The 25799-nt window shown below is 51.7% G+C and carries 19 protein-coding genes; 11 read left to right on the top strand and 8 right to left on the bottom strand.

From position 1 onward, the window contains the following. Window positions 1–102: 102 nt before the first annotated feature. On the bottom strand, window positions 103–492 hold the full coding sequence (locus tag BRW83_RS08420) for a YgiW/YdeI family stress tolerance OB fold protein (protein ID WP_005880102.1): 390 nt from the start codon (window positions 490–492) through the stop codon (window positions 103–105). A gap of 395 nt (window positions 493–887) precedes the next feature. Between BRW83_RS08420 and rfaD the strand changes: the two genes are divergently transcribed. The 3 genes from rfaD to BRW83_RS08395 all read left to right on the top strand — a co-directional run bounded on the left by rfaD (window position 888) and on the right by BRW83_RS08395 (window position 4628). Beyond that, entirely contained in the window at window positions 888–1898 is a 1011-nt protein-coding gene (gene rfaD / locus BRW83_RS08415; RefSeq protein WP_005880103.1) for an ADP-glyceromanno-heptose 6-epimerase, read from the top strand. Between the two features lie 259 nt (window positions 1899–2157). Next, window positions 2158–3237: a porin gene (locus BRW83_RS08405; protein WP_036602709.1), complete on the top strand. Its 1080-nt coding sequence runs from the start codon at window positions 2158–2160 to the stop codon at window positions 3235–3237. 323 nt (window positions 3238–3560) lie between these two features. After that, complete coding sequence (locus BRW83_RS08395; protein WP_005880106.1) at window positions 3561–4628, top strand: porin; 1068 nt, start codon at window positions 3561–3563, stop codon at window positions 4626–4628. A gap of 145 nt (window positions 4629–4773) precedes the next feature. On the opposite strand, the gene BRW83_RS08390 is transcribed toward BRW83_RS08395, so the two are convergent. Continuing rightward, the gene (locus BRW83_RS08390; protein WP_005880107.1) at window positions 4774–5073 is read right to left on the bottom strand and encodes a HigA family addiction module antitoxin; all 300 of its coding nucleotides are present in this window, start codon (window positions 5071–5073) and stop codon (window positions 4774–4776) included. Window positions 5074–5084: 11 nt separating this feature from the next. Further along, window positions 5085–5363 (bottom strand): type II toxin-antitoxin system RelE/ParE family toxin, encoded by a 279-nt coding sequence (locus BRW83_RS08385; protein ID WP_005880108.1) that lies wholly within the window; start codon window positions 5361–5363, stop codon window positions 5085–5087. Between the two features lie 472 nt (window positions 5364–5835). Between BRW83_RS08385 and BRW83_RS08375 the strand changes: the two genes are divergently transcribed. The 5 genes from BRW83_RS08375 to BRW83_RS08355 all read left to right on the top strand — a co-directional run bounded on the left by BRW83_RS08375 (window position 5836) and on the right by BRW83_RS08355 (window position 10990). After that, window positions 5836–7029, top strand: coding sequence for an MFS transporter (locus BRW83_RS08375; protein ID WP_005880109.1), 1194 nt, complete (start codon window positions 5836–5838; stop codon window positions 7027–7029). A gap of 240 nt (window positions 7030–7269) precedes the next feature. After that, entirely contained in the window at window positions 7270–8979 is a 1710-nt protein-coding gene (locus tag BRW83_RS08370; RefSeq protein WP_086131830.1) for a hypothetical protein, read from the top strand. Continuing rightward, window positions 8921–9862 carry a tetratricopeptide repeat protein gene (locus BRW83_RS08365; protein WP_005880111.1) on the top strand — a complete coding sequence of 314 codons (942 nt, stop codon included), beginning with the start codon at window positions 8921–8923 and terminating at the stop codon, window positions 9860–9862. Before BRW83_RS08370 ends, BRW83_RS08365 begins: the two co-directional genes overlap by 59 nt. A 158-nt stretch (window positions 9863–10020) precedes the next feature. After that, the gene (locus BRW83_RS08360; protein WP_005880112.1) at window positions 10021–10236 is read left to right on the top strand and encodes a hypothetical protein; all 216 of its coding nucleotides are present in this window, start codon (window positions 10021–10023) and stop codon (window positions 10234–10236) included. 169 nt (window positions 10237–10405) lie between these two features. Next, window positions 10406–10990 (top strand): manganese efflux pump MntP, encoded by a 585-nt coding sequence (locus BRW83_RS08355; protein WP_005880113.1) that lies wholly within the window; start codon window positions 10406–10408, stop codon window positions 10988–10990. A gap of 93 nt (window positions 10991–11083) precedes the next feature. On the opposite strand, the gene BRW83_RS08350 is transcribed toward BRW83_RS08355, so the two are convergent. The 4 genes from BRW83_RS08350 to BRW83_RS08340 form a co-directional block, all read right to left on the bottom strand. Continuing rightward, window positions 11084–16009: an AIDA repeat-containing protein gene (locus BRW83_RS08350; protein WP_005880114.1), complete on the bottom strand. Its 4926-nt coding sequence runs from the start codon at window positions 16007–16009 to the stop codon at window positions 11084–11086. A 241-nt stretch (window positions 16010–16250) separates the two neighbouring features. After that, window positions 16251–16409: a hypothetical protein gene (locus BRW83_RS11755; RefSeq protein WP_005880115.1), complete on the bottom strand. Its 159-nt coding sequence runs from the start codon at window positions 16407–16409 to the stop codon at window positions 16251–16253. A 124-nt stretch (window positions 16410–16533) separates the two neighbouring features. After that, a complete protein-coding gene (locus BRW83_RS08345) occupies window positions 16534–17202 on the bottom strand; it encodes a tetratricopeptide repeat protein (protein ID WP_145814937.1) in 669 nt (222 codons plus the stop codon). Window positions 17203–17397: 195 nt separating this feature from the next. Continuing rightward, the gene (locus tag BRW83_RS08340; protein ID WP_086131806.1) at window positions 17398–17613 is read right to left on the bottom strand and encodes a hypothetical protein; all 216 of its coding nucleotides are present in this window, start codon (window positions 17611–17613) and stop codon (window positions 17398–17400) included. 529 nt (window positions 17614–18142) lie between these two features. On the opposite strand from BRW83_RS08340, the gene BRW83_RS08335 reads away from it, so the two are divergent. After that, a complete protein-coding gene (locus BRW83_RS08335; protein ID WP_005880118.1) occupies window positions 18143–21349 on the top strand; it encodes a PAS domain-containing hybrid sensor histidine kinase/response regulator in 3207 nt (1068 codons plus the stop codon). 48 nt (window positions 21350–21397) lie between these two features. Here BRW83_RS08335 and BRW83_RS08330 read toward each other — a convergent pair whose 3' ends face one another. Beyond that, a complete protein-coding gene (locus BRW83_RS08330; protein ID WP_005880119.1) occupies window positions 21398–23446 on the bottom strand; it encodes an immunity protein Imm33 domain-containing protein in 2049 nt (682 codons plus the stop codon). Window positions 23447–23965: 519 nt separating this feature from the next. Between BRW83_RS08330 and BRW83_RS08320 the strand changes: the two genes are divergently transcribed. Then, on the top strand, window positions 23966–24829 hold the full coding sequence (locus BRW83_RS08320) for a hypothetical protein (protein WP_145814938.1): 864 nt from the start codon (window positions 23966–23968) through the stop codon (window positions 24827–24829). A 30-nt stretch (window positions 24830–24859) separates the two neighbouring features. Then, window positions 24860–25759, top strand: coding sequence for a tetratricopeptide repeat protein (locus BRW83_RS08315; RefSeq protein WP_005880122.1), 900 nt, complete (start codon window positions 24860–24862; stop codon window positions 25757–25759). Window positions 25760–25799: the final 40 nt, after the last annotated feature.

The following is a 25799-nucleotide window of genomic DNA, read 5'->3' as shown; positions in this document are numbered from 1 at the left end:
CTGATTTGTCTGAATGCCGGTTCAGCAGTTTTTGTAGCGGGAAAAGTCTGTAACGGCAGAATGCCTCTGCCGTTACAGGGATGGATTGGCCTGATTGCCCGATTACTGGATGACGGTCAGGCGTTTGACGTCGATTTTGACGGGTTTGGTGCGGCTGGTATCGACTTTGCCCCAGACTTCGACGACGGAGTTCGGAGTGACCTCTACGCCCATGAAACGGTCGTCGTCGATTTCAGCGCGGATGGAACCGGTGCTGTCGGTGAAAGTATATCTTTCATGACCCTGTTTGTCGGTGATTTTGCCTTTCAGGTTGAAATACTGGTCGTCGACCGGATTTTTCAGGATCTGGGAAACGGTGGTATAGGTCTGAGTCTGGTTCGGGCCGACATACTGGGCCTGTGCGGTATTCATGGCACACATGATGCCGGAGGCACCGATCAGGACGGCAAGACCCGTAATACCGAGGGTGGTGGAGACGAATTTCTTGATCATGGCGTTTCCTTTCTCTTTGATTGACGGTTTCTGTTGCTAAGGCACGTTTCTTTAAAGTCACTTCCGGAAGTCGTTTCATTTCTTGCGTGACGATGCAGTCTTTTTGACATGCAAATGGCTCCACAAGTTTCGATTTCCTTTTTCGATTTCCTTTTTCCTGAAAAGGAACAACACTTTGATTGTAATGTCATTTCCTGTTTGATGCAGAGAGTGCTTGCCGTTTGTTGATCGTGGGCACCATTTTCTGTGTTCCGGTTCCGGATTTCATTCGCGGACGATTTTTTCGGGGTGTTAAGGGTTAAAATAGTCCGACAAGTCCATGTTCTCCGGTTTTTCCTGATGAAATCGGGTTTTCAGGGACATTCTGCTGCGTTTTTATTGTCTGGAGAGATTGTATGTATATCGTGACGGGTGGCGCCGGTTTTATCGGCAGTGCCATGATCTGGAAACTGAATGAAGAGAATATCGACGATATTCTGGTGGTCGACAATCTGGCGTCAAGTGAAAAATGGCGCAATCTGGTCAATCGCCGTTATACCGATTACATGCATCGCGACGAATTCCGCAAGATGCTGGATGCGAACCGTTTGCCCCCCAAGGTGGAAGGCATTATCCATATGGGCGCCTGTTCCGCTACTACAGAGAGGAACGTCGATTTCCTGATGCAAAATAACGTGAAGTACAGTGAATTGCTGTGCCGGTGTGCGATGGACAGGGGTATCCGCTTCATCAATGCCAGCAGCGCCGCGACGTATGGGGACGGCTCGCTCGGTTTTTCCGACGATATCAGCACGACGGTGCAGTTGAAACCCCTGAATGCATACGGGTATTCCAAGCAGCTTTTCGATTTGTGGGCTTACCGTGAACGTCGGCTCGACAGTATCGCCAGCGTGAAGTTCTTTAACGTGTATGGCCCGAACGAGTATCACAAGGGCGATATGAAGAGCGTCATTGCCAAGGTGTTCGGCGATATCATGAAAGGCTTGCCGATCCGCCTCTTCAAATCCGACCGGCCTGAATACGGGGACGGTGAATCGACGCGAGACTTTGTGTACGTGAAGGATTGCGTGAACGTTCTCTACTGGCTTTTGCAAAATCCACAGGCGAACGGCGTCCTGAATATCGGTTCGGGAAAGGCGCGTACCTGGAACGATCTCGCCCGTGCCGTGTATGCCGCGATGGGGAAAGACCCGGTAATCGAATATTTCGAGATGCCGGAAGCGTTAAAAGGCAAATACCAGTATTTCACGCAGGCGGATATGGGCTGGCTGAAACGCCTGGAATGTGATGTGCCGTTCCATTCCCTTGAAGAGGGCGTCGCCGACTACGTCAAAAATTACATGATGCAGGACGATCCGTATCTGGAACAGAGCACGATTACCGGCAGGGAAATTTCCAGGGGCTAGGTCCTTCAACACACACAACAAACCAGACAATCAGGGATATCGTTAAAAAAACGGTATCCTTTTTTGTTTTTTCCAGCCGTCAACTTTTCTGTCCGTCTCGCTTCTTTTCGCCTGAAAACAACATCGGACTTCCTTTTGTTCACTTCCTGTTTAATTTTTTGCCAAAAAGCAAAAAAATAATTGCCGGAGAGACACATTTTTGTAACAATCGTTACAATTTTTTACACATTTTGTTTATCTGTTCTCTTTTGATATCCCCATGAAAAAAACGCTTGCTGCCCTGATCGCATTCGGGCTTTTTTCCGGTGCCGCATCGGCACAGTCTTTTGTCCAGCTCCGCGGCAATCTCGATGCCGGTTTTATCAAGGAATCCGGTTCCGACGCCTCGATGGGCAGTTTTATGGCGCCCCGTCTCAAATTTATCGGGCAGGAAGATCTTGGCAATGGCAACAAGGCGACGTTTTTACTGGAAGAGCGCTTCAATATCAATGGCACGAAATCCGGCAATTTCCGCTGGGACCAGAATCTGCGCAAGGAGCTGGGCGATGACAAGCCGATGCTTTTCAACGGTGAAGCGGTTGTGGGGCTTGCCAACGACCAGTTGGGCCATGTCCGTCTTGGCCGGATTCACGGCATTGCCGTGGAAACGTTCACGACGATCGATCCGTTTGAACAGAACGGTATCGTCGCCTCGTTTGCGGTCCATAATCTGGTTGCGCACAAGTACCAGAGCAATTCGATCCGTTACGATAGCCCGAAATTCAAAGGGCTCGGTTTTGCCGCGACGTATTCCCTTGGTTCGGACAGTCATGGTGATAACGATCTGGCACGGTTTATCCGGAAAAACGGCAATGACGGCTTTGCGTCTCTCGTGAAATACGATCAGGGGCCTCTCATGCTTTTCGGTCTGGCGAGCAGGCAACCTGACTCGAACAAGTCATGGGTCTGGGATCTGGGTGCCACATATGATTTCGGCAACCTCAAATTGTATGCCGGATATGAACAGACTGTTTTCAAGGCACTTCAGGGTAACTACACTTCCTTGCGCCAGACGGGTGATCAGAAAGAATTTTTGGCAGGCATGAAATACCAGATGGGCCAGCATTCCATTCTGGGTTCTGTCGACTGGGCGAAAATTGACTCATCGACGATTCAAAGCGGCCATGCCTGGAAGGTCGCACTCGGTTACGGATATGACATGTCCAAACGGACACGTCTTTATCTCAATCTGGTTTATATCGACAGCAGCAATGACGAAGTCGGGGAACTTTATAACGACAATGGCGTATCCAGTGAATCCATGTCAGGCATCCAGATGGGTATCCTTCACAAGTTCTGATATCGGGTGATATCGCTTGCGGCTGGAAGAGAATGGGGTGACGCAAGGTTTCATTCGGGATAACAGGTTTTCGGCAAAAAGGGGGCGTTTATCGTTTTGAAAACGGTAGACGCTTTTTTATGTTTTTTCACGGATTCGATGGTCTTATACCGAATTGGACAAAACGTCTGCTTCAAAATCAGGTTCAGATACTGGTGCAGAAGTGACACAGACGGTCTGATTTTTTGACGGATCAACCCTGTTTGAAGGGTTTTCAGGTTCGCTTCTGTTAAAATCGTTGCTTTTACATCAACTCTTCTCCCATTCACTTTTCAAGACAGGACATGAAAAAATTACTTGCCGCCCTGATGATTTCCGGGCTCTTTTCCGGCGCTGCCATGGCGCAAACCCACATTCAGCTTTACGGTATCGCCGATACCGGCATCATCAAGGAATCCGGTTCCGACGCCAGAATGGGCAGCTTCACGATGAGCCGGATCGGTTTGAACGGAACGGAAGACCTTGGCGGCGGCATGAAAGCGACTTTTGAACTGTTGCAACGTTTCAGGATCAATGACGGCACCCTGACCGGCAATTACAGCTGGGATCAGGGCCTGCGCCAGAGTCTGGGTGACGACAGCAAGACCGAATGGACCGGGATGGCTGATGTCGGCCTGAAAGGCAATTGGGGCCATGTCCGTCTGGGACGGGTACCGAACATGTCGGCCAATTCGTTCACGATGCTCGATCCTTTCGACCAGAACGGTATCGTTTCTTCTTTCTCGGTCTACAATTATCTGTATTCCATGTACGTGAACAATACCGTCCGGTATGACAGCCCGTCCTTTTCCGGCGCGACTGTCGGGCTGACCTATACACTGGGCAGTGACGATCACGGCAATACGCTGTTGAAGCAGTTCGCCAGCCAGTACGGTAACGACGGGTACGCCGTCAATCTCATGTTTGACAATGGCCCTCTGCTTCTGATTGCCAATTACGAGCTGAAGGCTGATTCGAACCGCTCCTTTGTCTGGAACGCGGGTGGTACGTACAGGATAGGCGATCTGAAATTGTTCCTCGGTTACGAACAAAGCACGTTCAAGTCGCTGGGAGACTTTTACGCCGTGCGCGGCAACCAGAAGGAATGGCTGACCGGCCTGCAATACCGGATCGGGCCGAATCTGCTGATCGCTTCGTATAACCGTGGCAAGCTGGACAATTCACCGCACGACGGCCATGCCAACAAGTATGCGCTGGGGTATGGTTACGATCTGTCCAAACGCACCCAGCTTTACGCCAATGTCGTGTATGTCGACAGCAGTAACGAGTATGTCGGTTCGGTCTATAACAGCAATGGTGCGGCGAATGATTCCATGACCGGCGTCCAGTTCGGTATCACGCACAAGTTCTGATTGTGATGGCCAGATAAGTGAAAAAAGGCGGCGTTTGCCGTCTTTTTTATTTGTTGCCGTGTTATTGATGTCTGGGGATAAGCGACTGACGAGTGTCTGTCTTTGGGACAAACCATCCGGCGGGGTTTTTCATAAAATCAGGCTGTCATTGGCGCGGAATAATCCGGCCAAGCGTTTCATCGAGTTTTCTCTGGCAGGTTTTCAGATCGTAATCATCTTGCAAGCCCATCCAGAATTCAGCACTTGTTCCAAAATAACGGGCAAGACGTAAAGCGGTATCTGCCGTGATGCTTCTGCGTTCACGGACAATTTCATTTATCCGTGGCGCGGGGACGTGCAGTTCAATGGCCAGTGCATTGGAAGACAAGTTCATCGGGGACAGAAATTCTTCTCTGAGAATTTCCCCCGGATGTATTGGCCTCATGCCATTAATAATGTTATCCATATTTAATCCTTTCAGTGGTAATCGACAATCGAAACATCAAAAGCCTGTCCATTATCGAACGTGAAACAAATGCGCCACTGGTCATTAATTCTTATGCTGTATTGACCTTTTCTATCGCCTTTTAACGCTTCAAGGCGGTTATTGGGTGGAATTCGTAAATCGTTTATGCCCGTAGCCCTGTGAATCATCTGGAGTTTGCGTTCCGCTACTGACCGGATGTTGACAAACCGGGGAACGGTTTTACCGGCAAACAGGTCTTGTGTATCCGGACATGTGAACGATTTAATCATGTGTTGATGATATAACGAAAAACGTTAAACGTCAAACGATATATTAACTAATTTTAATATATGACTGATTTTTAAATCCGTTGTCATCATTTCATGGCAGCGGTTTTTTCATCTTTAAAAAAGAGGGAACAGTTTGCGGTTTCAGGGAATCAGCCAGTGTGTCTGGTCGATAAGGGAAGGAATCGATATGGATTGTCGAACAGGGTTTCTTCAGACGATGGTGCCTGATCAGCAAAGGGTGAATGTTTTGAGCAGGTGAGGATTCCCGGTTTCCGTCTGCCTTGAGGGATGTCTGGATTTTTGGCGGAAAGCTGAATTATAATGGCCGCATAACGGCTTCTTCCGGATGGAACCGGCAGGGAAACGGGAAGAAAGAAAAGCTGTTTGAAGAATTGGGACGCGCACCGACAACACTTCCATCGCGCTGGTCGTTCCCGGTTTTGGATAACTTATTTTTCTTTTTTTTACGATCATGTCTGTCGACAAATCCATTCGCGTTTCCGAAGAGAACCGCCATCTCGGTTCTCTCACATTCGCCATTTTCCTCACCTATCTGACGGTCGGCCTTCCGCTGCCCGTCATTCCGCTTTTCGTCTATAACGAGCTGAATCTGTCCAATACGCTGGTCGGTGTCGCGGTCGGCTGCCAGTTTTTCGCGACGGTCCTGTCAAGGGCGTATGCAGGCCGTCAGGCCGACAGTGTCGGCGCCAAACGCACGACCTTGAAAGGCATGCTGATCTGTTCGATGGCCGGGCTGGCCTATTTGCTGTCGGCGCTTTTGCCGGTGCCGGACATGGTGCGCTATGGCATCCTGATTGTCGGGCGGCTTTTTCTTGGGCTGGGCGAGTCCCTGCTGATTTCGGGCAATTTCGCCTGGGCGCTTGGCCTGATCGGGACGACGAAGTCCGGCAAGATCATGTCATGGAACGGGATGGCGATTTATGGTTCGCTGGCGGCGGGTGCCCCTCTGGGCCTCTTGATGAACCATCATTTCGGTTTTGTCGCGCTGGGTGTGTCGACGCTTGTCCTGCCGCTTCTGGCTTTTTTGCTGGACTGGCGGATCAGGCCGATCGAGACGACGGGCGGTTCGAAGGTATCGCTTCTCTCCGTGGCAAAACTGGTCTGGCAGCCGGGGCTGGCGTTGGCCTTGCAGGGCGCGGGGTTTGCCGTGATCGGTACCTTCATGTCGCTGTTGTTCGCCTCGTACGGGTGGGCGCATGCCGGGCTGACGCTGTCATGTTTCGGCGCGGCGTTCGTGGGAGTACGTGTGCTGTTCGGGCATTTGCCTGACAAGATCGGCGGAATCAGGGTGGCGATGGTTTCGCTGCTCGTCGAGTCGGTCGGACTGATGATTATCTGGGCGGCGACGGGGCCATGGATGGCACTGGCGGGGGCGATGGTGGCCGGTTGCGGCTGTTCGCTCATGTTCCCGGCACTCGGGGTGGAAGTGGTCAAACGGGTGCCGATTCAGGTGCGTGGCACGGCGGTTGGCGGATATGCCGCGTTTCAGGACGTGGCCTATGCGGCAACCGGTCCGGTAACGGGTTTTCTGGCGACGGCTCTGGGGTATCCCTCGGTTTTCGCGACCGGGGCGTTCTGCGCCCTTTTCGGGATTGCCGTGGTGCTGCTTTTCGCCCGCTCGGGGTCGCCTGTACCGATAGAATGATGGAAAAACGAATGCCATAGCTGACCGAAGATTGTTTTTCCTGTATAAGTAAAAGAGACGGGCGACATGCGCCCGGTTTTCAGGTCTTTCCAATGAAAAGACCTTTTTTGTACCGAAGCCTTCCTGACGGGAGGTTTTCTTTTTTCAGAAGCCTTCCGGATGGAGGGCTTTTTTATTTTCAGGCTTTCCGTCATTCATGTCATGAAGCGGAAGGCTTTTTTTTATGTACAGGAGAAAAACATGAGCGGTGAAGACGATGATTACTTCAGCTCCATAGGAAACATGTATTCCGGCAGCTACGACCCCGAAGAACAAAACCGTGCACTGGAACGGGAAGCCGAGAGACGGCGGCGCGAACAGGAACGGGAACAGGCAAGGATATTGCGGGAACAACAGGCCGCGCAGGCCGAACAGCAAAAAAACCTCCAGAAACCGCCTCCACAGGCAGTTGACATCGACAACACCAAACCGGCCCCCGTCTTCAAAACCGACCCCGACGACCCGTACAAGGGACTGGACGCCAGCAGACGAAACGACATGCTCATGAATCGTTTCAGTGCAGGAAACGACCCCAAAAGCCCACTGGGACGTCCCTTGACCGGCCCGGAAAGAGATGACTACATCCATGGCTGGAAAAACAAGGTCAATGGGATGACACAGGATCAGAAAGATATCAGCTTCATCCTGAACGCCAGACATGACCCGGTTTTCAGGCAATGGATCGAACTGGAAAGCCAGCTCAGACAAAAACAGCAGGAAGGAGCCCAAACACTGGAACTCCGTCTGGATGATAAAGACAATCCGTCAAACGCTTATCGCACCCTTGAATACCGTCCCGAACGCGATGGGGTGCCGTCAATACAGAAGGCGATTCAATATGCGGATGAACCGGCCAAAGACGTGAAAACCGGAAACATTCTCGAAAGGACAGCGCATGTCTATGATCCGCAGGATTTGAGCATGAGAGAACTCCTGCGCTTTGCCGTAAACAAGGTCACCGGCTATGCCAACAAGGGACTGGGCAAGGACAGTGACATCCACGGAAAAGACGGAAACCGGGTAGCGGGAGCCCGGGATGAAAGCTATGCCGAAGCAGAGAGGCAGGCCGGGAGAGCGGTCACCGGCTACGTCAACAAGGCGCTTGCCCCGAAAAACCCCGTCCACGGCGAAGACGGCAGCCGCCCCGTTAGCGAACCCGACCAGACCACCGGCAAACTGATCCCGGCCATCTTCCAGAACATGGACAATGAAACCGTCGGCCGGGCCATACAGGAATTCAACGAAGCACAGGGATACACCTACGACCCCAAACACGGAAGCCGGCAAGCCTATTCCTTCGAAAAAGGCATGAAAATGGCGCCTCTGGAAGCCAAAACCGCCTTCTACTCCTTCGCCTCCCTGATGGGGGAAATGGTCTATGGCATGACCGGGGGCGACCCCAAAGCCCTGAGAGCCGTGCAGGACACACTGAAAACATACCAGCGGGAAATGGACGCCATGAAACCCATGACCCCCGAAAAAATCATCGACCCCAATGACCCGGAAAAGACCCTGCAAAACGTGACGGATTACCTGTACCAGAACCTCGGGAACCAGATCGTCAAAATTCCGGTAACGGCCTTACTGGGCAAAGTCGACAGTCTGGCGACGTTAACCGGGATGTCAGCAGCCAGCGTCTCGGCCAACCTGCACGCGAAACTGCTGGACAAGACAGGACAGGCCCATGTGGGGGAATCGCTGATGTACGGGATACCTCTGGGGATGCTTTCGCTACTCAACATCCCTTTCCAGCCACCTGCGCAGGTCAGGAGTCCCGAAGAATTGAAGAGGTGGGTCACGTCTGTTCTGGCGGATTTCGGGGTGGGGCAAGGGCAGGAGGCAGGGGCGAAGTATGTTGCTGATGGATATTCGAATAGAAAAACTGAAGATAAAAAACGATCTCAAAGATAATAATTTCTTGACCGAACTTAGCAATGCTGATGATAATGAATCAGCATTGCTTCTTTATTATGAAATGATGAAAACTATCTTAAAAGCTTTATTTGTTTGTCTTTTTTTCTTCCTCGGCAATCATGCAATTGCCGATAATCTCATGGAAGGAAATAGGCTATTCGATGCTGGACAATATAAGGAAGCCATGACCTTTCTTATGCAACCCGATGTACATGATGATCCAGAAGCATTAAATCTTGTCGCTTATATGTATAACCATGGCCTTGGCGTCAGCAAAAATGCTGAAAAAGCATTTATGTGCTATATGAAATCGGCAGAATCCGGATTAGCTATTGCTCAATTTAACGTGGGACTGGCGTATGAACAGGGTAACGGTATCCTGAAAAATCTTCCAGAAGCAGTCAAGTGGTATAGAAAAGCTGCTGAACAAGAAGATGCTGATGCTGAAGCAAAAATGGGTTATTTGACTGTAAACGGCATAGGTATCGGAAAGAATTATAAAGAAGCCATGAAATGGTATCAAAGGGCGGCCGAACATGGAGATTATGATTCGTATGCCGATATCGGTATGATGTATTCCAGGGGAGATGGTGTCAAAAGGAATTTGAACCATGCAGTTCAGTATTACATTTTTGGGGCTCAAAAAGGCAGTACATATTCACAGGCTTTATTGGGAAATGCATATGCATACGGAAAAGGTATCCAAAAGGACATAGAACAAGCACTCTACTGGTACAAGCAGGCTGCCAGAAACGGAAACGTCAATGCCATGAAAGAACTCGGCTACATATACGAGACCGGTCGACTTGGTGTGAAAAAAGACCCAAAAGAAGCACAATACTGGAAAGACATGGCTGAAAGAGCGGGCAAAAAACAGTAATGTGTTCTTGTATACACCGAAGAGCCGGAAATTATTCCGGCTTTTTTGCTTTCGGGTTCTTCGAAAAACAATAGCGTCATCGAAGGAGACCTGAAGCGTCAAGAACTCTAGCCGGGACAGTAAGGGAATGCCGGAAACAAGAGGACGCGCTGAACCCCATGACTCCCGAAAAAATCATCGACCCCAATGACCCGGAAAAGACCCTGCAAAACGTGACGGATTACCTGTACCAGAACCTCGGGAACCAGATCGTCAAAATCCCGGTGAGAGTCCTGCATGCTCGCCCAACTCTGAAGAGCATGGCTGAAATACCGGTTAGAAGACATAACCGGGTTTTTAACGGACTCTTTCCCGTTTCTCCTCTATATTACTGAAAGTAATTTTCAGGCTGTCTGTTAATTTTGCTATTTTTTTCTCCCGTTATATCATCGCTTTACTGACAGGGTGCCTCTTGAGGTATTTCCCGGTTTCCGACTGTTTTACTTGTTCCGAAACAGCTGTTTGCCAGTTCTGTTTTCGGAATTACCTCTTCCTGGTTTTTTTATGTCCGGCTTTGAAATTTGGGGTCTTGCCTTCGGTCTGGCGATGGACGGTTTTGCCGTTTCCATTGCCAGTGGCGTGTCCTTGCAGCGGGTTCAATGGCGGCCTATTTTGATGATCGCGCTGTCTTTTTGTTTCTTCCAGATTGTCAATCCGCTCGTGGGCTGGCTGGGAGCGTTTCATTTTCGCGGCTTGATCGATAACGTGGATCACTGGATCGCTTTTGCGATTCTGGCTTTTCTGGGCATCCGCATGCTTCGCGAATCGTTCAAGGTCAAAGAGGATGGGGAAAGCAAGCCCTTTGACGCGAGCAATCCGAAGTTTGTTTTCGGGATGGCGCTGGTGACCAGTCTTGACGCGCTGGCAGTTGGCATTACGTTTGCCTTTATGGGCATGAGTACCTTGTCTTCAATGATCTATCCCCTTTTTGTTATCGGTTTCGTGACGCTCGTTTTGTCATTTTCGGGGGTGTTTGTCGGCATTCGCTTTGGCAATCTCGTCACGAAGCGAATCCGTGCCGATCTGTGGGGTGGCCTCATTCTGATCGTTGTCGGCATCAAGGTGCTTTATTCAAGTGTTCCGTTTTGAGTGAATCGCCCAATTTTGTCCGTTCATGATTCATAAAAAAACCTCCGGCATGTGATATGCAGGAGGTTTTTCTTATTGTCATGATGCCTTTTGTCAGAAGGCGATGTTGAAACGAACCTGAAGGGCATGGTCCTTGATCCGGTTGCCGAATGCGCCTTCGTATCCCAGTTGCAGGTTCATGTTTTTCTGCGGTTCGATCTGCGCACCGAAGCCGACCAGTGCGCTGTTGCGGTTGTTCTGGACGCCCTTGATGTTGTAGGTACGGCTTCCCGTAAAGTTCAGGTCGGTATCCGGTTCGACGCTGCCATAACGATGCTGCCAGCCAAGGTCGGCATACAGTCGGCTTTTCTCGCCGATGGTCTGTTCTCCCCGTACGCCCAGTGTCGATCCAAGGGCGTTGTCATTGCTGCTGTGGCCGTGCAGTGCGGTGACATCTCCCTTTTCAGTAAAGCTGTCGGTATGGATGCGTTGCCATGTCAGCTGGGCGTATGGGGTGACACTGGTTTTTTCCGTCATCTCGAAACGGTGGCTGCCTTCGGCGAAGAGCTGGATCATGTTCGCATCGTATCTGGCGGTGTTTTGGGACTGGATATTGCCGACGGAAACGTTCCGTTCGGTATCGATCCGGTACCAGCTGTAGCCCGCGCCTCCCTTGAGGTCGATCCAGCCGAGGCGGGTTTGCCCGTATCCCATCAGATGGATGGCGTTGACGTCGGAGGTCGAGTTGCGCACGCCTCCGGCGGAAAGACGCGTATGTTCGTATCCGATGGCTGCACCGAGGGTGTTTTTCCCGTCACGATAGATGTCCGAGCCGAGCATGAGGCCGAATCCCCTGTTGTCTGTCCGGGTGGCGTTGCCGTCGTCTTTCAGGTGCCCGTCGTGTCCCCATACGTTTGTCCAGAGGAGACGGTTCGCTTCGGGCATTTGCAGTGAGACATGATTCAGGTGGCTCATGACGCTGTCGCGGGCATAACGGCTGTTTTCGAGGAGGGCGCTCCTAGTGCTGGCATGGATTTCGCCGGAGAGGTTGTCGAAAGAGTTGATGGCCTCTTTTCTGTCCATGCCGACGATCTGGTCGTATACGGGATTGCCCGTGCCGAGGCTTTCGACGCCATATCCGGTGTTTTTCTGGTTGTATGTCAAACCGATGTCACCGAAGCCGGTGTCATTCCGGGTCATGGTGAGTTTGACCAGGTTGGGGTCGCCATAATCGACGGAATGGTTCAGAAAAGCGAGGTCGGACGTGACGCTGGTGAAGGTTCCCACCACGCCATTGGTGGTCTCGATGATGGTGTAAGTCGTCTGCGGGCTCCAATTGCCGGGTGCTGCATGGATGGCGAGATGGCTGCCGGTGTCGATGGTCACCGCGCCGGAACCCAGTGTATTGCTGGCGACGAGTTTGCTGTGGGTGCTGTCGTGGTTGACGCCGGTATCGAAGGTGGAACCGCTGGCGAAATGGACGCTGCCGGCGGAAAGGGTACCGTCATCTGTTCCGTTGCCGGGTTTCAGGGTTCCCCCGTCGTTGACGGTCACAGCTCCAGCAATGCTTCCGAATCCGCCCAAAAATCCGCCATTGACGTTAACCGGCCCGGCAATTTGCGCTGTGTTCTCAGCGGCTGTTCCGCCGACGAGCAGGGTGCCGGTTGAAAGGGTGGTACCGCCGGTGTAGGTGTTGATGCCGTTTAACGTGAGGGTTCCGGTACCGGTTTTGACCAGATCGCCGCTTCCTGTCATGGACGTATCGATGGTGTTGTCCATGTCCTGATTGACGAGGAGGGTGCCTTCATTGGTAATGAGCTCCCCTCCGATGGTGGCCGTGCCATTGATTTCGGTGGTGCCGTTTATGATCCCGCCGGAAGAAATGCTGATATTCCCTCCATAGGCAATCATATCGTTGGCTATGCCTGCTGACTGGATATTGACTTCACCTGACCAGACGGTCGTGCTGCGCGCACCGCCTCCGCTTCCGATCGTCTGTGTGCCGGAGTTCAGGGTGGTATCGACAACCTGGCCGAGGACAACCTGCAAGCCGCCATCAATGACGGTGGCACGGGCGTCGCCTCCGTAAAAGACGTGTTGGTCACCGCCTGAACTGATCGTCGTGCCGCTGGCCGATCCGCCATCGTAAACGTTCTGCAAGCCCCCGCCCGAGATGTGGGTATTGCTGGCTGTTCCGCTGACGGATTGCTGGCCATCCGAGCTGATGTTTGTGTCGCTGGCGATGCCGGCACTCTGGACCATCTGGTGGCCGCCGCTGTTGATGGTGGTGTCGCTGGCGCTTCCCGCCACGGACTGTATTCCGGAAGAATTGATCGTCGTGAGACTGGCTGAGCCACCACTGGAGATGTTCTGGGTACCGCTGTTGATGACGGTGCTGGTGGCGATGCCGCCATTCAAAACGGTTTGCAGGCCAGCGCTGTTGATCGTCGTGTCATTGGCAGAGCCAGCGGAGATGACGGTTTGCGTTCCGCCATTGATGGTGGTCGCGCTGGCAAGACCGCCGGTCTGGATGGTCTGGCTGCCTGCCGAGCGGATATCGCTTTCATTGGCTCTCCCACCACTGGAAATGAGTTGCCGGCCACCGGAATTGACGGTGGTGTCGTTGGCAATGCCCCCATTGTAGATGTTCTGGGTCGCACCGGAATTCAGAATCGTTGTGTTGGCGGTGCCTTCAATGGTTTGCGAGCCCCGGTCAATCGTCGTGTTCGTGGCGATGCCGCCAGCGCCGATCCGTTGTGTCCCTGAAATAATGTCCGTGTCATAGGTGCGGCCTCCGTTGATGATCGTCTGCAGGCCGCCACCGGTCACGGTAGTGCCGCTGGCGACCCCTGTTGTATAGACGTTTTGCTGGCCACCGCTGACGGTCGTGCTGGTGGCGGTACCGTTGATGGTTTGTATGCCACCGGTGTTGACGGTGGTGTTGTTGAGTATGGCGCCGCTGTAACTGTATTGCTGTCCGCCACTGTTGATGGTGACGTTTTCGGCAGCGGCTCCGCCATAGACATGCTGTCCACCCCCGGTGATGACGGTATCGCTGGCGGAACCACCCGAATAGACCATCTGGTACCCGGAATTGATGGTGGTGTTCGTGGCCAGGCCGCCGGAGTGAATATGTTGCGTTCCCTGATTGATGGTTGTGCTGTTGGCTGTCCCGCTGAGGTTCTGGACACCGTTTGGATCAATGGTCGTATTGTCGGCTATGCCGCCGGAAGCGACCGTTTGTTTGCCGCCGGAGGTGACGAGGGTTCCACTGGCGCTTCCGCCGCTGGATACGATTTGTTCCCCGCTGCTATTGACGGTGGTGGCCGTGGTTTGACCGCCATTGAACACGGTTTGTTTCCCGCCTGCGTTGATGGTGGTGCTGTTGGCGGAAGCGCCGTTCTGGACATACTGGTTGCCAGCGTTGTTGATCTCGGTGTTTTCCGCGACTCCACTGTTGAACATCCATTGCGTGCCACCGGAATGGATCGTGGTGTTGGTGGCCGTTCCGGAAAGGTTTTGCCTTCCGTTTGCACTCAGGACGGTATCGCTGGCGCTGCCACCGCGTTCGATCGTCTGGTTGGCGTTGATGACATTGGTATGGCTGGTGACGCCGCCACTGGAAACCGTCTGGTCTGCACCGGCAGAAAGCGTCGTGCTGATGGCAGTTCCGCCAGAGCTGACGATCTGGACTGCCCCGGCACCGGACAGCGTCGTATTGCTGGCGGTTCCACTGTTGCGGATGTCCTGTTTTCCGCCACTGTTGACTGTAGTATTCGTGGCAATACCAATGACGCCCTGTTCACCGCCACTGTTGACGGTCGTGCTGTTGGCGATGCCTGACGAGGCGATGACCTGGTAACCCCCGCTGTTGAGTGTCGTGCCTTCGGCCGTCCCGTAAACGGATTGCTGGCCGCGCTGTCCACCTGTCGATCCGGCGACGCCACCGGCAACCGTGTTGTATGCAATGCCACCGGCAGAAACGGTTTGCAGGCCACCTGAGCTGACGATGGTGCCACTGGTCCGGCCGCCCGAGTTGACATATTGCCGTCCACCGGACGATACGTTGGCGTTGTTGGCGCTCCCGGCGACTGTCTGGATACCGGAGGTGACGGAAGTGTCATTGGCGACACCTCCCGCATACACATATTGGGTACCTGCGCCATTGATGGTAGTCTGGCTGGCTGACGCGCCGCTTGAGACACGCTGTACGCCGCTGGTAAGGGTTGTGCCACTGGCTGCTGCACCGCTATTAAGATCCTGAATGCCTGCCGAATGGATGATGGAGCTGGTGGCGGTGCCTCCACTGTTGACGGTTTGCTGGCCGCCATAAATGAGGGAACCACTGGTCGTGCCGCCACCTGCGATGGTCTGTGTCCCTCCGGAATTGATCGTGACGTCGTGGGTGGTGCCGTTGACAAGCTGGGAACCCCCCGAGTTAATGGTGCCGCTGTTGGCAACGCCGCCCCCGAAAATGGTTTGCACGCCGCCATTCACGGTTGTGTCATTGGCTGTGCCGAAAACCCGGTCCAATCCACCAGATACAACCGTCCCGCTATCGATGCCTCCTGAATTGATTTGGTAAAAGCTTCCCGAATTCACCTGGGTACCGGAGGCAATGCCGCCGTCATTGACAAACATTGTCCCGCCGGTGTTTACGGAGGTGCTATTGGCGACACCACCGGAGCTGACTCCCTGTGTGCCGTTGGCGTTGACGATCGTGCCGTTGGTGACGCCGCCGTCAAGAACGGACTGCGAACCGCTGGAATTGACTGTCGTGCTGTTGGCGATGCCGCCGGAGAGGACGTTCTGGACCTCGCCTGCATCGAGTGTCTCGTTATTGACCGTCGTTCCGGACACGTTGGGCGTGTAGGCGTGGACAACGGGCATCAGCTGGCTGTGCAGGGTCAGCAGCATCATGGCGGCCACGACATTTTTTTTCGCCTTGCCATTGCCTTTCGTGCGGCCTTTTGCCAGCTCGGATACGGCTGTCCAGCTCTGTGTGCTTTCATTCCAGACGGTACGGTGATTGCGGTTCATTTATTGCCTCATGGAAATTCTTATATCTTGCTTGCAAGTAATTGATATTACTCAAGATTATGGATTATATAACATTTAGTAATAATGTGCTTGTGTTGGAAAATGGCTGTCCGGTTATGGGGGCTGATTGTTGAAAATAATGGCGGCAGGCAGAAAAAATCACTTGAGTTGGCACAATGCCAATAAAGGAGAAGAGGGTGGGTGGAAAGATTTTTTGATTTTTCAGAGAACGAACCCGATTTCAGCCCGGACGGTGTGATCCGAAAGGGTATTTCCGAATGCCGTTGTAACGGAGGGCGGCACTGGTGTTGCCTTTGGTGTATTTGAGGCCCGCTTCGAGAGTTTTGACGGTTTTGTCTTCATTGGACGAGCTGTGGTAGCGCTGTCTTATAAAGGTCATTTCGGAATCGATGTTGGCGCTCGTTAGGGTCTGGCGAAGCGTCAGGGAGGCGGTTTCCGTATAAAAAAGGCCGGATCTTATCCGGCCGTAAAGTTGCTGTTATTGGTTTGAGGAAGATAGGGGGTTATTTGATTTTTTTCAGCAGGTTTTTTGCCTGAACGTTACCGGCTTTGGCGGCTGCGTTCAGGTATTGTTTGGCCATCATGGAATTCTGTTCGACGCCCAGTGCGTAGTAATACATGCGACCGAGGTAGTTCATGGCGGCTGCATCGCCATTGACGGCGGCTTTGGCATACCAGTTTTTGGCGGTGTTGTAGTCCTGTTTGACGCCACCGACACCGAAGTAGTACAGGCTGCCCAGAGCGGTCTGGGCCGAGGCTTCACCCGCAGCGGCTTTCTGTTCGACGGTGTTTCTGTAATCCGCCCAGGTTTTGCCGGTTGCCAGTTTCGGATTACCCATGGCTTTGAGGTTGTCGTAGGCCCATTTGTCTCCCTGACGGGCGGCCCTGTTATACCACATGGCAGCGGTTGCCATGTCTTTTTGGGTACCGAAACCGTGCTGGTACATGATGCCCAGATAGGTCTGTGCCTGATCGTTACCGGCTTTTGCCAGTGGAGTAAAGCAGGGGATTGCCTGGGTGTACTGGCTCTGGTTGTAGTAGCCGATACACTGGTTCAGTCTGGAGTAGGTGTCGTCGACTTTTTTGGCCGCGCTGGCATTGCCGGCGACGAAAGCGGACATCAGGGCGATGGAGCAACCCAGCAGGGTTTTCTGAAAAGTTTTGTTTGCCATTTTATTTCCCGTTAAAAAAGAAGTGAAAGAAAATTTCCTGTAAGGATGTGTTTCCTGAAGAATAAAATTAACGGATGGGCAATGTTCTGATAAATGTTGAGTGTTGTTCAAAAAATCGGGAATGCTGTTGTCAATATGGGGGATTTGTGGTTTGACGAATATTTTTTTGCTGTCATGCCAGTTTTTTCCAGCGGTTCAAGGTCCTTTTTGTTCAGGAAAAAGGTCGGTTTTTATCAGGTAGATCAGGGATTTTTCTTCGGTTAGCCGACAAGCGATGTCGATTTTGCTGCGCCAGTGCGAAATCTTTTCTTCACTGGATTTTTCTCCCGGAAGAACGGTTTCATGAATGGCAAGCAAATCGAACACGGCGGGCAAATAATTCAGGCTGGCGGCTTCAGTCAGGTATTGCATGCGCTTTTCTTCGTCTTTTGGAATGCCCAAACCGTATTGGTATGCCGAAGCCAGATTGTATAAACCGGCAGGACAATTCCGGGCTGCGCTGGCCCGGATCAGTTCGATGACGCGTTTTTCGTCTTTTTCAACACTTCACCGGCATGGGCCAGGGAGAGGATCAGAAAGCTTGTCAGGAAAACGAGTTTTTTCAGATAAGGAGTCAATTTGCAGAAAAAGTGTTTTGACTGAAAGAAGTGTTTTGTTGATTCGGGAATATATCATAAATCTGCAACTGTCCTGTCATGAATGAAGTGTATGGTCTGAAAAACGCTTTTTTTGCCCGGTCTTTTTTCGTCCGGTCATGGCTTGTCTGATTCACAAAAAAGGCATCCTGGCCATTTTTGCCTGATTCTGTAAAAAAAATTAACAGTTCTGCAACTTTTTTTTATTTTCCGGAACGTTTAAAATGTTTTCCTGTATGCATCATTATCAGGAAAAGTGTTTCTCTCATGACGATCAGGGTTGAAAAAGAACTGGGACATTTATTATGAAAACCGTAACGGAAAACCAGTTGTTCGGCAATCCGGACTGGGTTCAGGAGGTCTTGAATACCAGCAATACCGGGCTCTGGTCGATTTGTGTGGATACAGGAACCGGTGTCGGACGGATGTATGCCAGCGACATGATGCTCCAGTTGCTCGGTCTTGACGATCATCCTGCGGCTGAAGAATGTTATTCGCACTGGTTTTCGCGTATCGATGCGAAGGCGATGGATTACGTCGAAACGAGTGTGGCGAAGATGCTGGAAACAGGGCAGTTTTCGGAAGTCCAGTATCTCTGGCATCACCCGAAATGGGGCAATATTCATATCCGTTGCGGCGGCAAGGTGTACCGTCGCGAAGGCAGCGAAATCGAATTGCGCGGATATCACCAGAATATCAGTGAACTGGCGCAGCTCAAGGAAGAGAACCTTCAGAAGAAACAGCGGCTGATCGAGGTTGAAAAAGAGAAAAACCGCTATAACTCGCTGTTCGAGTCGGTGATGTGCGGGATCGTCCAGTACCGGCTTGTTGAAAACGGCAATGTGGTTTTCAAAAATGCCAACCATGAGGCGATCCGTATTTTCGGTTATGAACCGGAGGAATTCTGGAACAGGAAGGAATGGCATTTCCCGTCGCTGGTCGCGCCTGAAGACTGGACACAGGTTTTCGGGGAAGTGTCCGGGCTGAAAGAGGTGGGGGACAAGGCCCATTTCGAATACCGTCTTTTGAAAAAGGATGGCACGCCTTGCTGGATTATCGGCTGCGCCGAAGTCATTCTGGACGTGGACGGCGAAACGGTTTTCCAGAGCGTTTTTCTCGATATCGACGATAGCAAGAAAGCGGAGATCGAAAGAGCGATGCTGGCCGAGCAGGTTCAGGCCAGTAACGAACTTTTGCGGATTTCTCTCGAACATACCCGAACGAGCGAGTTTTACTATTATCCCGAAGAGAGGCTGCTTGTCGTTCCGGAACGCGCGCAGAGGCTGTATCACTGCAAGGCGCGGTACGAGAATATGCCTGTGAGTTTTGTTGAGGATTTTGTCGACCCCGTCAGTCGTGACAGTGTGATGAAGATGTATGAACGGATTCATCGCGGTGGAAAAACGTCTTCCTGTGAGCTGAAAATCAAGGGCTCGGATGTCTGGGTCCGCACGACCCTGTCGACAGTGACGGTAAAGGACGGAAAACCGGTTTTTGTCGTCGGGGTGGCCGAGGATATCACCAGGGAAAAGAATATCGAGCTGGAAAACATCCAGTTGCACGCCATTTACGATTACATCATGAATAACGATTACGACCTGATGAGCGTGGGGGATGTGGAGAGGAATGTATATACGATGCGTTTTTCGGATGATGTCGATACGCGGGGTATGCCCTTGTCCGGCGATTTGTTTGAAGGCAACCGGTTGTTTATTGAGAAGTTCGTTTATCCCGATGACCGGAGCCGGATTGAAGAAGAGTTCAATATCCGTCGCATGAAGGTCAATCTGGACAGGGAAGGCGGGAATTATTCTTTTTATTACCGTTCCACCGATAATCCACCCCGTTACAAGGAAGGCAAGGTCAGTTATTTCAATGGTTTCCACGACCGTCTGCTTCTGACCGTGCGTGATATTCATGAGATGCGTCTGAAAGAGGAAAGGGTTCGCCAGACGCTGACGGATGCGCTGATGGTTGCCGAAAAGGCCAATAACGCGAAATCGGATTTCCTCTCTAAAATGTCCCATGATATGCGCACGCCGATGAACGGGATTATCGGGCTGGCGATGATTGCGGAAAAATACCGGCATGACCCCGACCGGATGAAGGAATATTTTTCCAAGATTACGGTCGCGTCGCATCATTTGCTCGGCCTGATCAACGATGTGCTCGATATGTCGAAAATCGATTCGGGCAAGATTGTGCTGGTCTCCGAGCGCTTCAATCTGGTGTCGCTGTTGAAAGACGTGGTCGATATTGTGATGCCAGATCTGAAGTCGCGCCAGCATGCCGTACGGATGTCTGTGGCTTCCGATGTTCACGAAAGGGTGGAAGGGGACCAGCTTCGCCTGCAACAGGTATTCATGAATATCCTGTCCAATGCGGTCAAGTTCACGCCTGCCGGGGGCCATATCGGGATTGACGTGTCCGAGTCGCCGTCCACGTTTGCCGGTTACGGCTGCTATCGTCTCGTTTTTTCGGACGACGGGATCGGCATGTCGAAGGAATACCTGAAGAAGATTTTCGTGCCGTTCGAACGCGAAGACAACAGTATGACATCCAAGATTTCGGGCACCGGTCTGGGCATGCCGATTTCCAAGGCGATTGTCGAGATGATGAACGGTTCGTTTGATGTCGAGAGTGAGCGGGGCGTCGGTTCGACGTTCACGATAACGGTCCATCTGAAGCATCAGCCGGTCGATTCGGGGATGGATACGGGCTTTTTGAGGGGGCAGCCGGTTCTGGTGGTGGACGATGATGCCGAACGCGGTAGAATAACAGTTGCCATGTTGAACGGACTGGGTGTTGTGACCAAGCAAATCGGGTCGGCCCGCGAGGCACTGGGCCGGATTGTCGATGCGGATGAATCGGATCATCCTTATTACGCTGTTCTTATGAATGGCGGAATTGTCGATATGGAGGCGTCCGAGTTTGCCCGCCGGGTCCGACTGCGTGAAAAACATGCTGTCAGACTGGTATTGTGTTCGGACAATCCGGACGGCATTGCCCGGGTTCCGGAAGTCGATGCGGTGATTGCATGGCCTTTGGGAACGGAAAAGCTGGTTTCCATCCTGACGGCTTTGAACAGGGAACCGGAAAACGCAAGCGATGCGTCGATGAGGACGGACTTTACCGGCAAGCGGATTTTGCTGGTGGAGGATAATGAACTGAATCTGGAAATCGCCGCCGAGATCCTGAAGATGACGGAAGCAATGGTCGAGACGGCCGAGGATGGTGCCGAAGCGGTGGCGAAAGTCGAAAAATCACCGGAAGGGTACTACGACATGGTGTTGATGGATATCCAGATGCCGGTGATGGACGGTTATGTCGCGACACATCATATCCGGGAGTTGCCGCGTAATGACGTGTTGACGCTCCCGATTGTCGCCATGACAGCGAACGCTTTTCCGGAAGATATCAAAAAAGCCATCGATGCGGGTATGAACGAACACATCGCCAAGCCGATTGATTTGTCCGTTCTCTATCAGGTGTTGAACCGCTGGCTGAAATAAGAAAAACCGGCTTTTTTAAAGCCGGTTTTCCTGTTGGTGAAGAGGTGTTTACTGGAAGGGTTCGTCATCCTCTCCATCTTCCATGTCCGTCTGGTGGAAGTGGCCCGTTTCGTCGCGATAGTAAGCCGTGCCGTAGGGGGCATCCAGAAGCGGGATGATGTCCGGATCGTAGTTGCAGACGGTGTTCAGTGAGTAGATGCCTGCCTTGTCGGGGTCCATCATGTAGTCGGACGATTCGTCACCGGCGGTGAACCGCCAGCCGGAGTCCGGCATGTCCGGATCGGGTTCTTCACGGTACATGTATCCGATCCTGCTGCCGTCGACCATGATGCGGTCGGTGGCGAGACAGCCTTCCGGTCCTTTCCAGTCTTTCAATACGTGTTTGATGTTTTCTCGTTTGATTTTCCAGTTTTTCCTGTCGGATGACGTGCAAACGGAATGTCGGTTGACATCGACGATGATGGCGTCTTCGTCCAGCAGGGCGATCAGTTTGTCGGCGTCGTGCGTCTGTTTGTAGTTCAGTTCATCCTCGAAAAGCGGCACCATCTGGTAGAACCTGACTTCATCGCCGTTTGGCAACCGGCAGGGCGTCTGTTCCCTGTCCATGAAAAACAGCCCCGGATTGATCAGCATGATGGAAGACAGTTCCGTGTTGTTGGCGAACGGTTTTTCATGCGGGACGGTATGACCCCAGCCAAGCCAGGTGTCGTTGGTGATCGGCAGTCTTGCCATGACTTTGAGCCAGCGCATCGGCCAGTACCATTTTTCGTCGTCGTTGGCGATATCCCAGCTGGACGGGAGGCAGATCATCATTTCGGCGCGTTCCAGTTTCTTGTCGGCGAGGTGGGACGGAACGTTCATGCGGTGCGCGCCCATGCCGATCGTGACGAGTGTATGGAACGGTCTTGCCCGGGTCGGGTTGATGATGGCGATATCGACGTGAACATCCGGTGAAAAGACTTCGTGGAAGACGAAATCGTATTCGCCGAAGGTCTGGACGATGTAGTTTTCGACAGCCGTCAACTCTTCCTCGCTGTAGAGTTCGGGAAGCTGGCCAGAGGTTGTCGCATTGCCAATTCCGGGGACGGTGGCATTGGTTTCAAGCAATGGGGAGGTGTCGCCGGTCGCCTTGCAGCTCCAGATCAGGTATTGCCAGGCGTCGCCATCGTCCGGGTCGAGTTCCAGAACGCGTTCGAACGAGCCTTTGGCGAGGGTTTTCTTGCCGAGGTAGTATCTGGCCGCACCCATCTGGAAATGCCAGCCGGGATCGTTTTCACCCTGATGGGTGATGGTGTTCAACTGGACGATGGCTTTTTCATGCTCGCCCAGATTATTGTTGGCGCGCGCAAGCAACAGCGTCAGCTCGTAACCGCGCTCGGCCGGACGGATGTTCTGGATTTCCTCTACGATCTTGTCGAATTTTTTTTCCGCGTGATAACGGTTCAGCCTTCCGATCAGGGCTTTTCTCGCCTGTCTGGTTTCATACTGTTTCTTTTCGTGGGCCAGACGGGCAATGCGCCGGGAGCGCTCGGCGGTGGTATCGTCGGCAGAAGACAGGTAGTGGCCGAGTACGCTTTCACTGTCCTGTCCGTTGTCGATGGCGTCTTTCAGGGTCAGGAATTCATAGTCGCCCGGAATGAGCTTCAGCCCGATTTCAATGGAATAACGCGCATCGTTTTTCTGTCCGGCATGGTATTGCATGCGGGCGAGTTGCAGCCAGCCCCACGGATAGTCGGGTTCGACTCGGGTGCCTTTTTCGCTGATTTTCAGGGCTTCGTCGTATTTGCCCTGATAGGCGAGCGCCACCGAATAGCGGTAATGCCAGATGCCGCTATGGATACCTTCGCGTTCGACTCCCTTGAGCCATTTTTCCGCTTCGAGATAGGATTCGTAAGTATCCAGATTGTTGAAGGCATAAGCGGCCCAGAGTGCTGTTTCGAAGTCTTCGCGTGCGCCATCGAGATCGGCAAGCAGGCTGATGATGCCATTCATGCGGTTGTCATGGTCGAGCTGCATCAGTGTTTGACGCAGGCCATCATTCAATACTGCCCGTTTTTCCCTGTCCGATTCAAAATCCTGTGAGCGAATGTGGTTCATGATTGACTCCCGGATGTGGTGACGTTTTCGATTATAGGAACCGATTGCCGTCTGTTTATTGCGATTTTTCGGGTTCTCCGTTTTCTTTATTGGAACGCAAGCGCAAAGTATTGATTTACGAAATGTCAAAAGAATGGATGGGCCAGCGGCAGGGATATCGAAAATATCAAGGGATGAGGGCGGCTTTGTCCTGAAAGCGGACTGCTGTCAGAGACATTGACCTGTGACGAAGCGACAGGGATTTATTGTTTCGACATCGGCTGGCTATTCTCTTGATTTGATGTAAACCATATAAGGCTTGTAATAGCCATATATGATTAATCCGAAAAAGGAGGTCTTCATGCCTGATGAAGCTTCACCATCGGCCATAAAAGCAGGACAGACGAAGAATCCGAAAGACGGATAGAAGAAACCGCTGCCTTTCTGGAACGATTTTTCAAAGGAAACGAAAAGGAACAGCGTTTTGCCAACGGCCTTTCTGCACCCGGAGAAGAGCAAAAAAGCATACTCGGGATGTACATGGGAGCCAAACGCGAAAGTGACAATGCCATGCAGGGGGATTGGGCGCAAAGCATTAAAGACCGGGACAAATCGGCATTCGGTCAGGGATTAAGGGATATGTACCATTCGGGTATGGCCGGGGGATACGAACTGGGGAACGAAGCGGCTACCACTCTGGATCTTTTGGAAGATGCAAGGAAAATAAACAATGCCCTGTTTTTGCCTGCGCCTTATTCTCTTTTTGAAAATCAGTTCAATGGCAGGAACTATGTGAGAGACCTGACTGGATACAGCGGCTTCAAACTCAAAAAATATTTCAGGGATAAAGTAAAAGGCCATCTGGAATCAAGAAGTCAGGACAATGAAAATGCCAGTCTGGACAATCCCGGTTATCTGTCTGTCAAGGGAGCGGGAGCATTTTTGAATGAATTGCCGCATACGCTGGCCGGTGCTGCCGTCGCTAGCAGGGTCAAGGGAGGAACGGCGGCGCTTGTCATCAGTGGGGTCGAAGGGGGAATGGCCGCTTACACAAAGAGGGTCGACAGTGAGATGGACAGACTGTCGGCTAAGCCGGAAGGGGTCATGCTGCTCGACCCGGATTACGTGCGTATCAAAAAAGAAGTGCGTGACCCGGAAGAAGCGCGATACATCATGGCAAAGGAATATGCCAGACAGGGGGTTTTGGGGGATATATTCAAGGGCGCTCTGAAGGGAATGCTGGGAACGGTAATAACCGGTAAGACCCGAAATGGGACTGAAGGGTTGATATTAAGAACGATTCAGGATGTTGTGGGTGGAAATCTGAGTGATAATTTAATAGATGGCACTGTAGATTATTTTAAAAATAAGGGTAATAATATAAAAAATAATGGAAGGCAATAATCGATTATTCAAATTACAAAATATTTATAAATGAAGAAAACCATCTATCAATTCGCACTTATTTTTATTACCTTAAGTTTTTTAACGGCGTGTACAGGCAATATTGATTCGGAAAGCGAAAATAAAGGTATTCAACATTATAAAAATGGGGAATATCAAAAAGCAATTCCCTTATTGGAGAAAGCTGAAGATGGCGGCAGTTCCAGTGCCGCATTCTATCTTGGAGAAATATTTCGTAAAGGTGAAGGCGTTAATCAAGATTTTGGGAGATCATGTACGCATTATATAAAATCAGCAAAAGGTGGTAATAACAATGCCTATTTACTGGCCGGTTCGTGTTTCGTAATGGGAAAAGGTGTGAAGCAGGATTTTGCAGAAGCATTGAAATGGTTTAAAAAAGCGTCCGATGAAAGTGAAAAAACTGATTTGACTGAATCTGACAAGAAATATTTAACGCGATCATTGGCCACAATGTACTATTCCGGAAAAGGAACCCTGCAAGACTTCAGCGAAGCCGCAAAGTGGGCGGAAAAAGCGGCTGAACTGGGTGATGCGAATTCACAGGCGGTTATGGCGTTCCTGCTTTATACGGGGCAGGGCGTTCTGGCTGACAGGAAGGCTGCCCGGATATGGGCGCAAAAATCAGCGGATCAGGGAAACGATCTGGGGGAAGTCCTGATGGGTGTATTCAATCAATATGCTGATTCCCCGGACATGAAAGCGGCCTTTGACTGGTATGAGAAATCGGCAAAACAGGGCAACCCGGCCGCGCAGTATCAATTGGGAACGTTTTATGAAGAAGGCATTATTGTTCCTGAAGACATTGAAAAAGCCCACGCTTGTTATAAACAGGCGGCCGATAGCAAAAAGTCGGATACTCTGGTCAAGGCTCTGATGGATTTCGAGGCGCGACAGAAAAAACAGAAATGAACGATATGCGTGTTATTTGAAAACCTCTCCATCTTGTGGA

This window comes from Oxalobacter formigenes, from assembly GCF_002127965.1.
GTDB lineage: Bacteria > Pseudomonadota > Gammaproteobacteria > Burkholderiales > Burkholderiaceae_D > Oxalobacter > Oxalobacter formigenes.
Note: the sequence above shows the minus strand (reverse complement) of the source record. Positions and strands in the feature narration are given on the sequence as shown.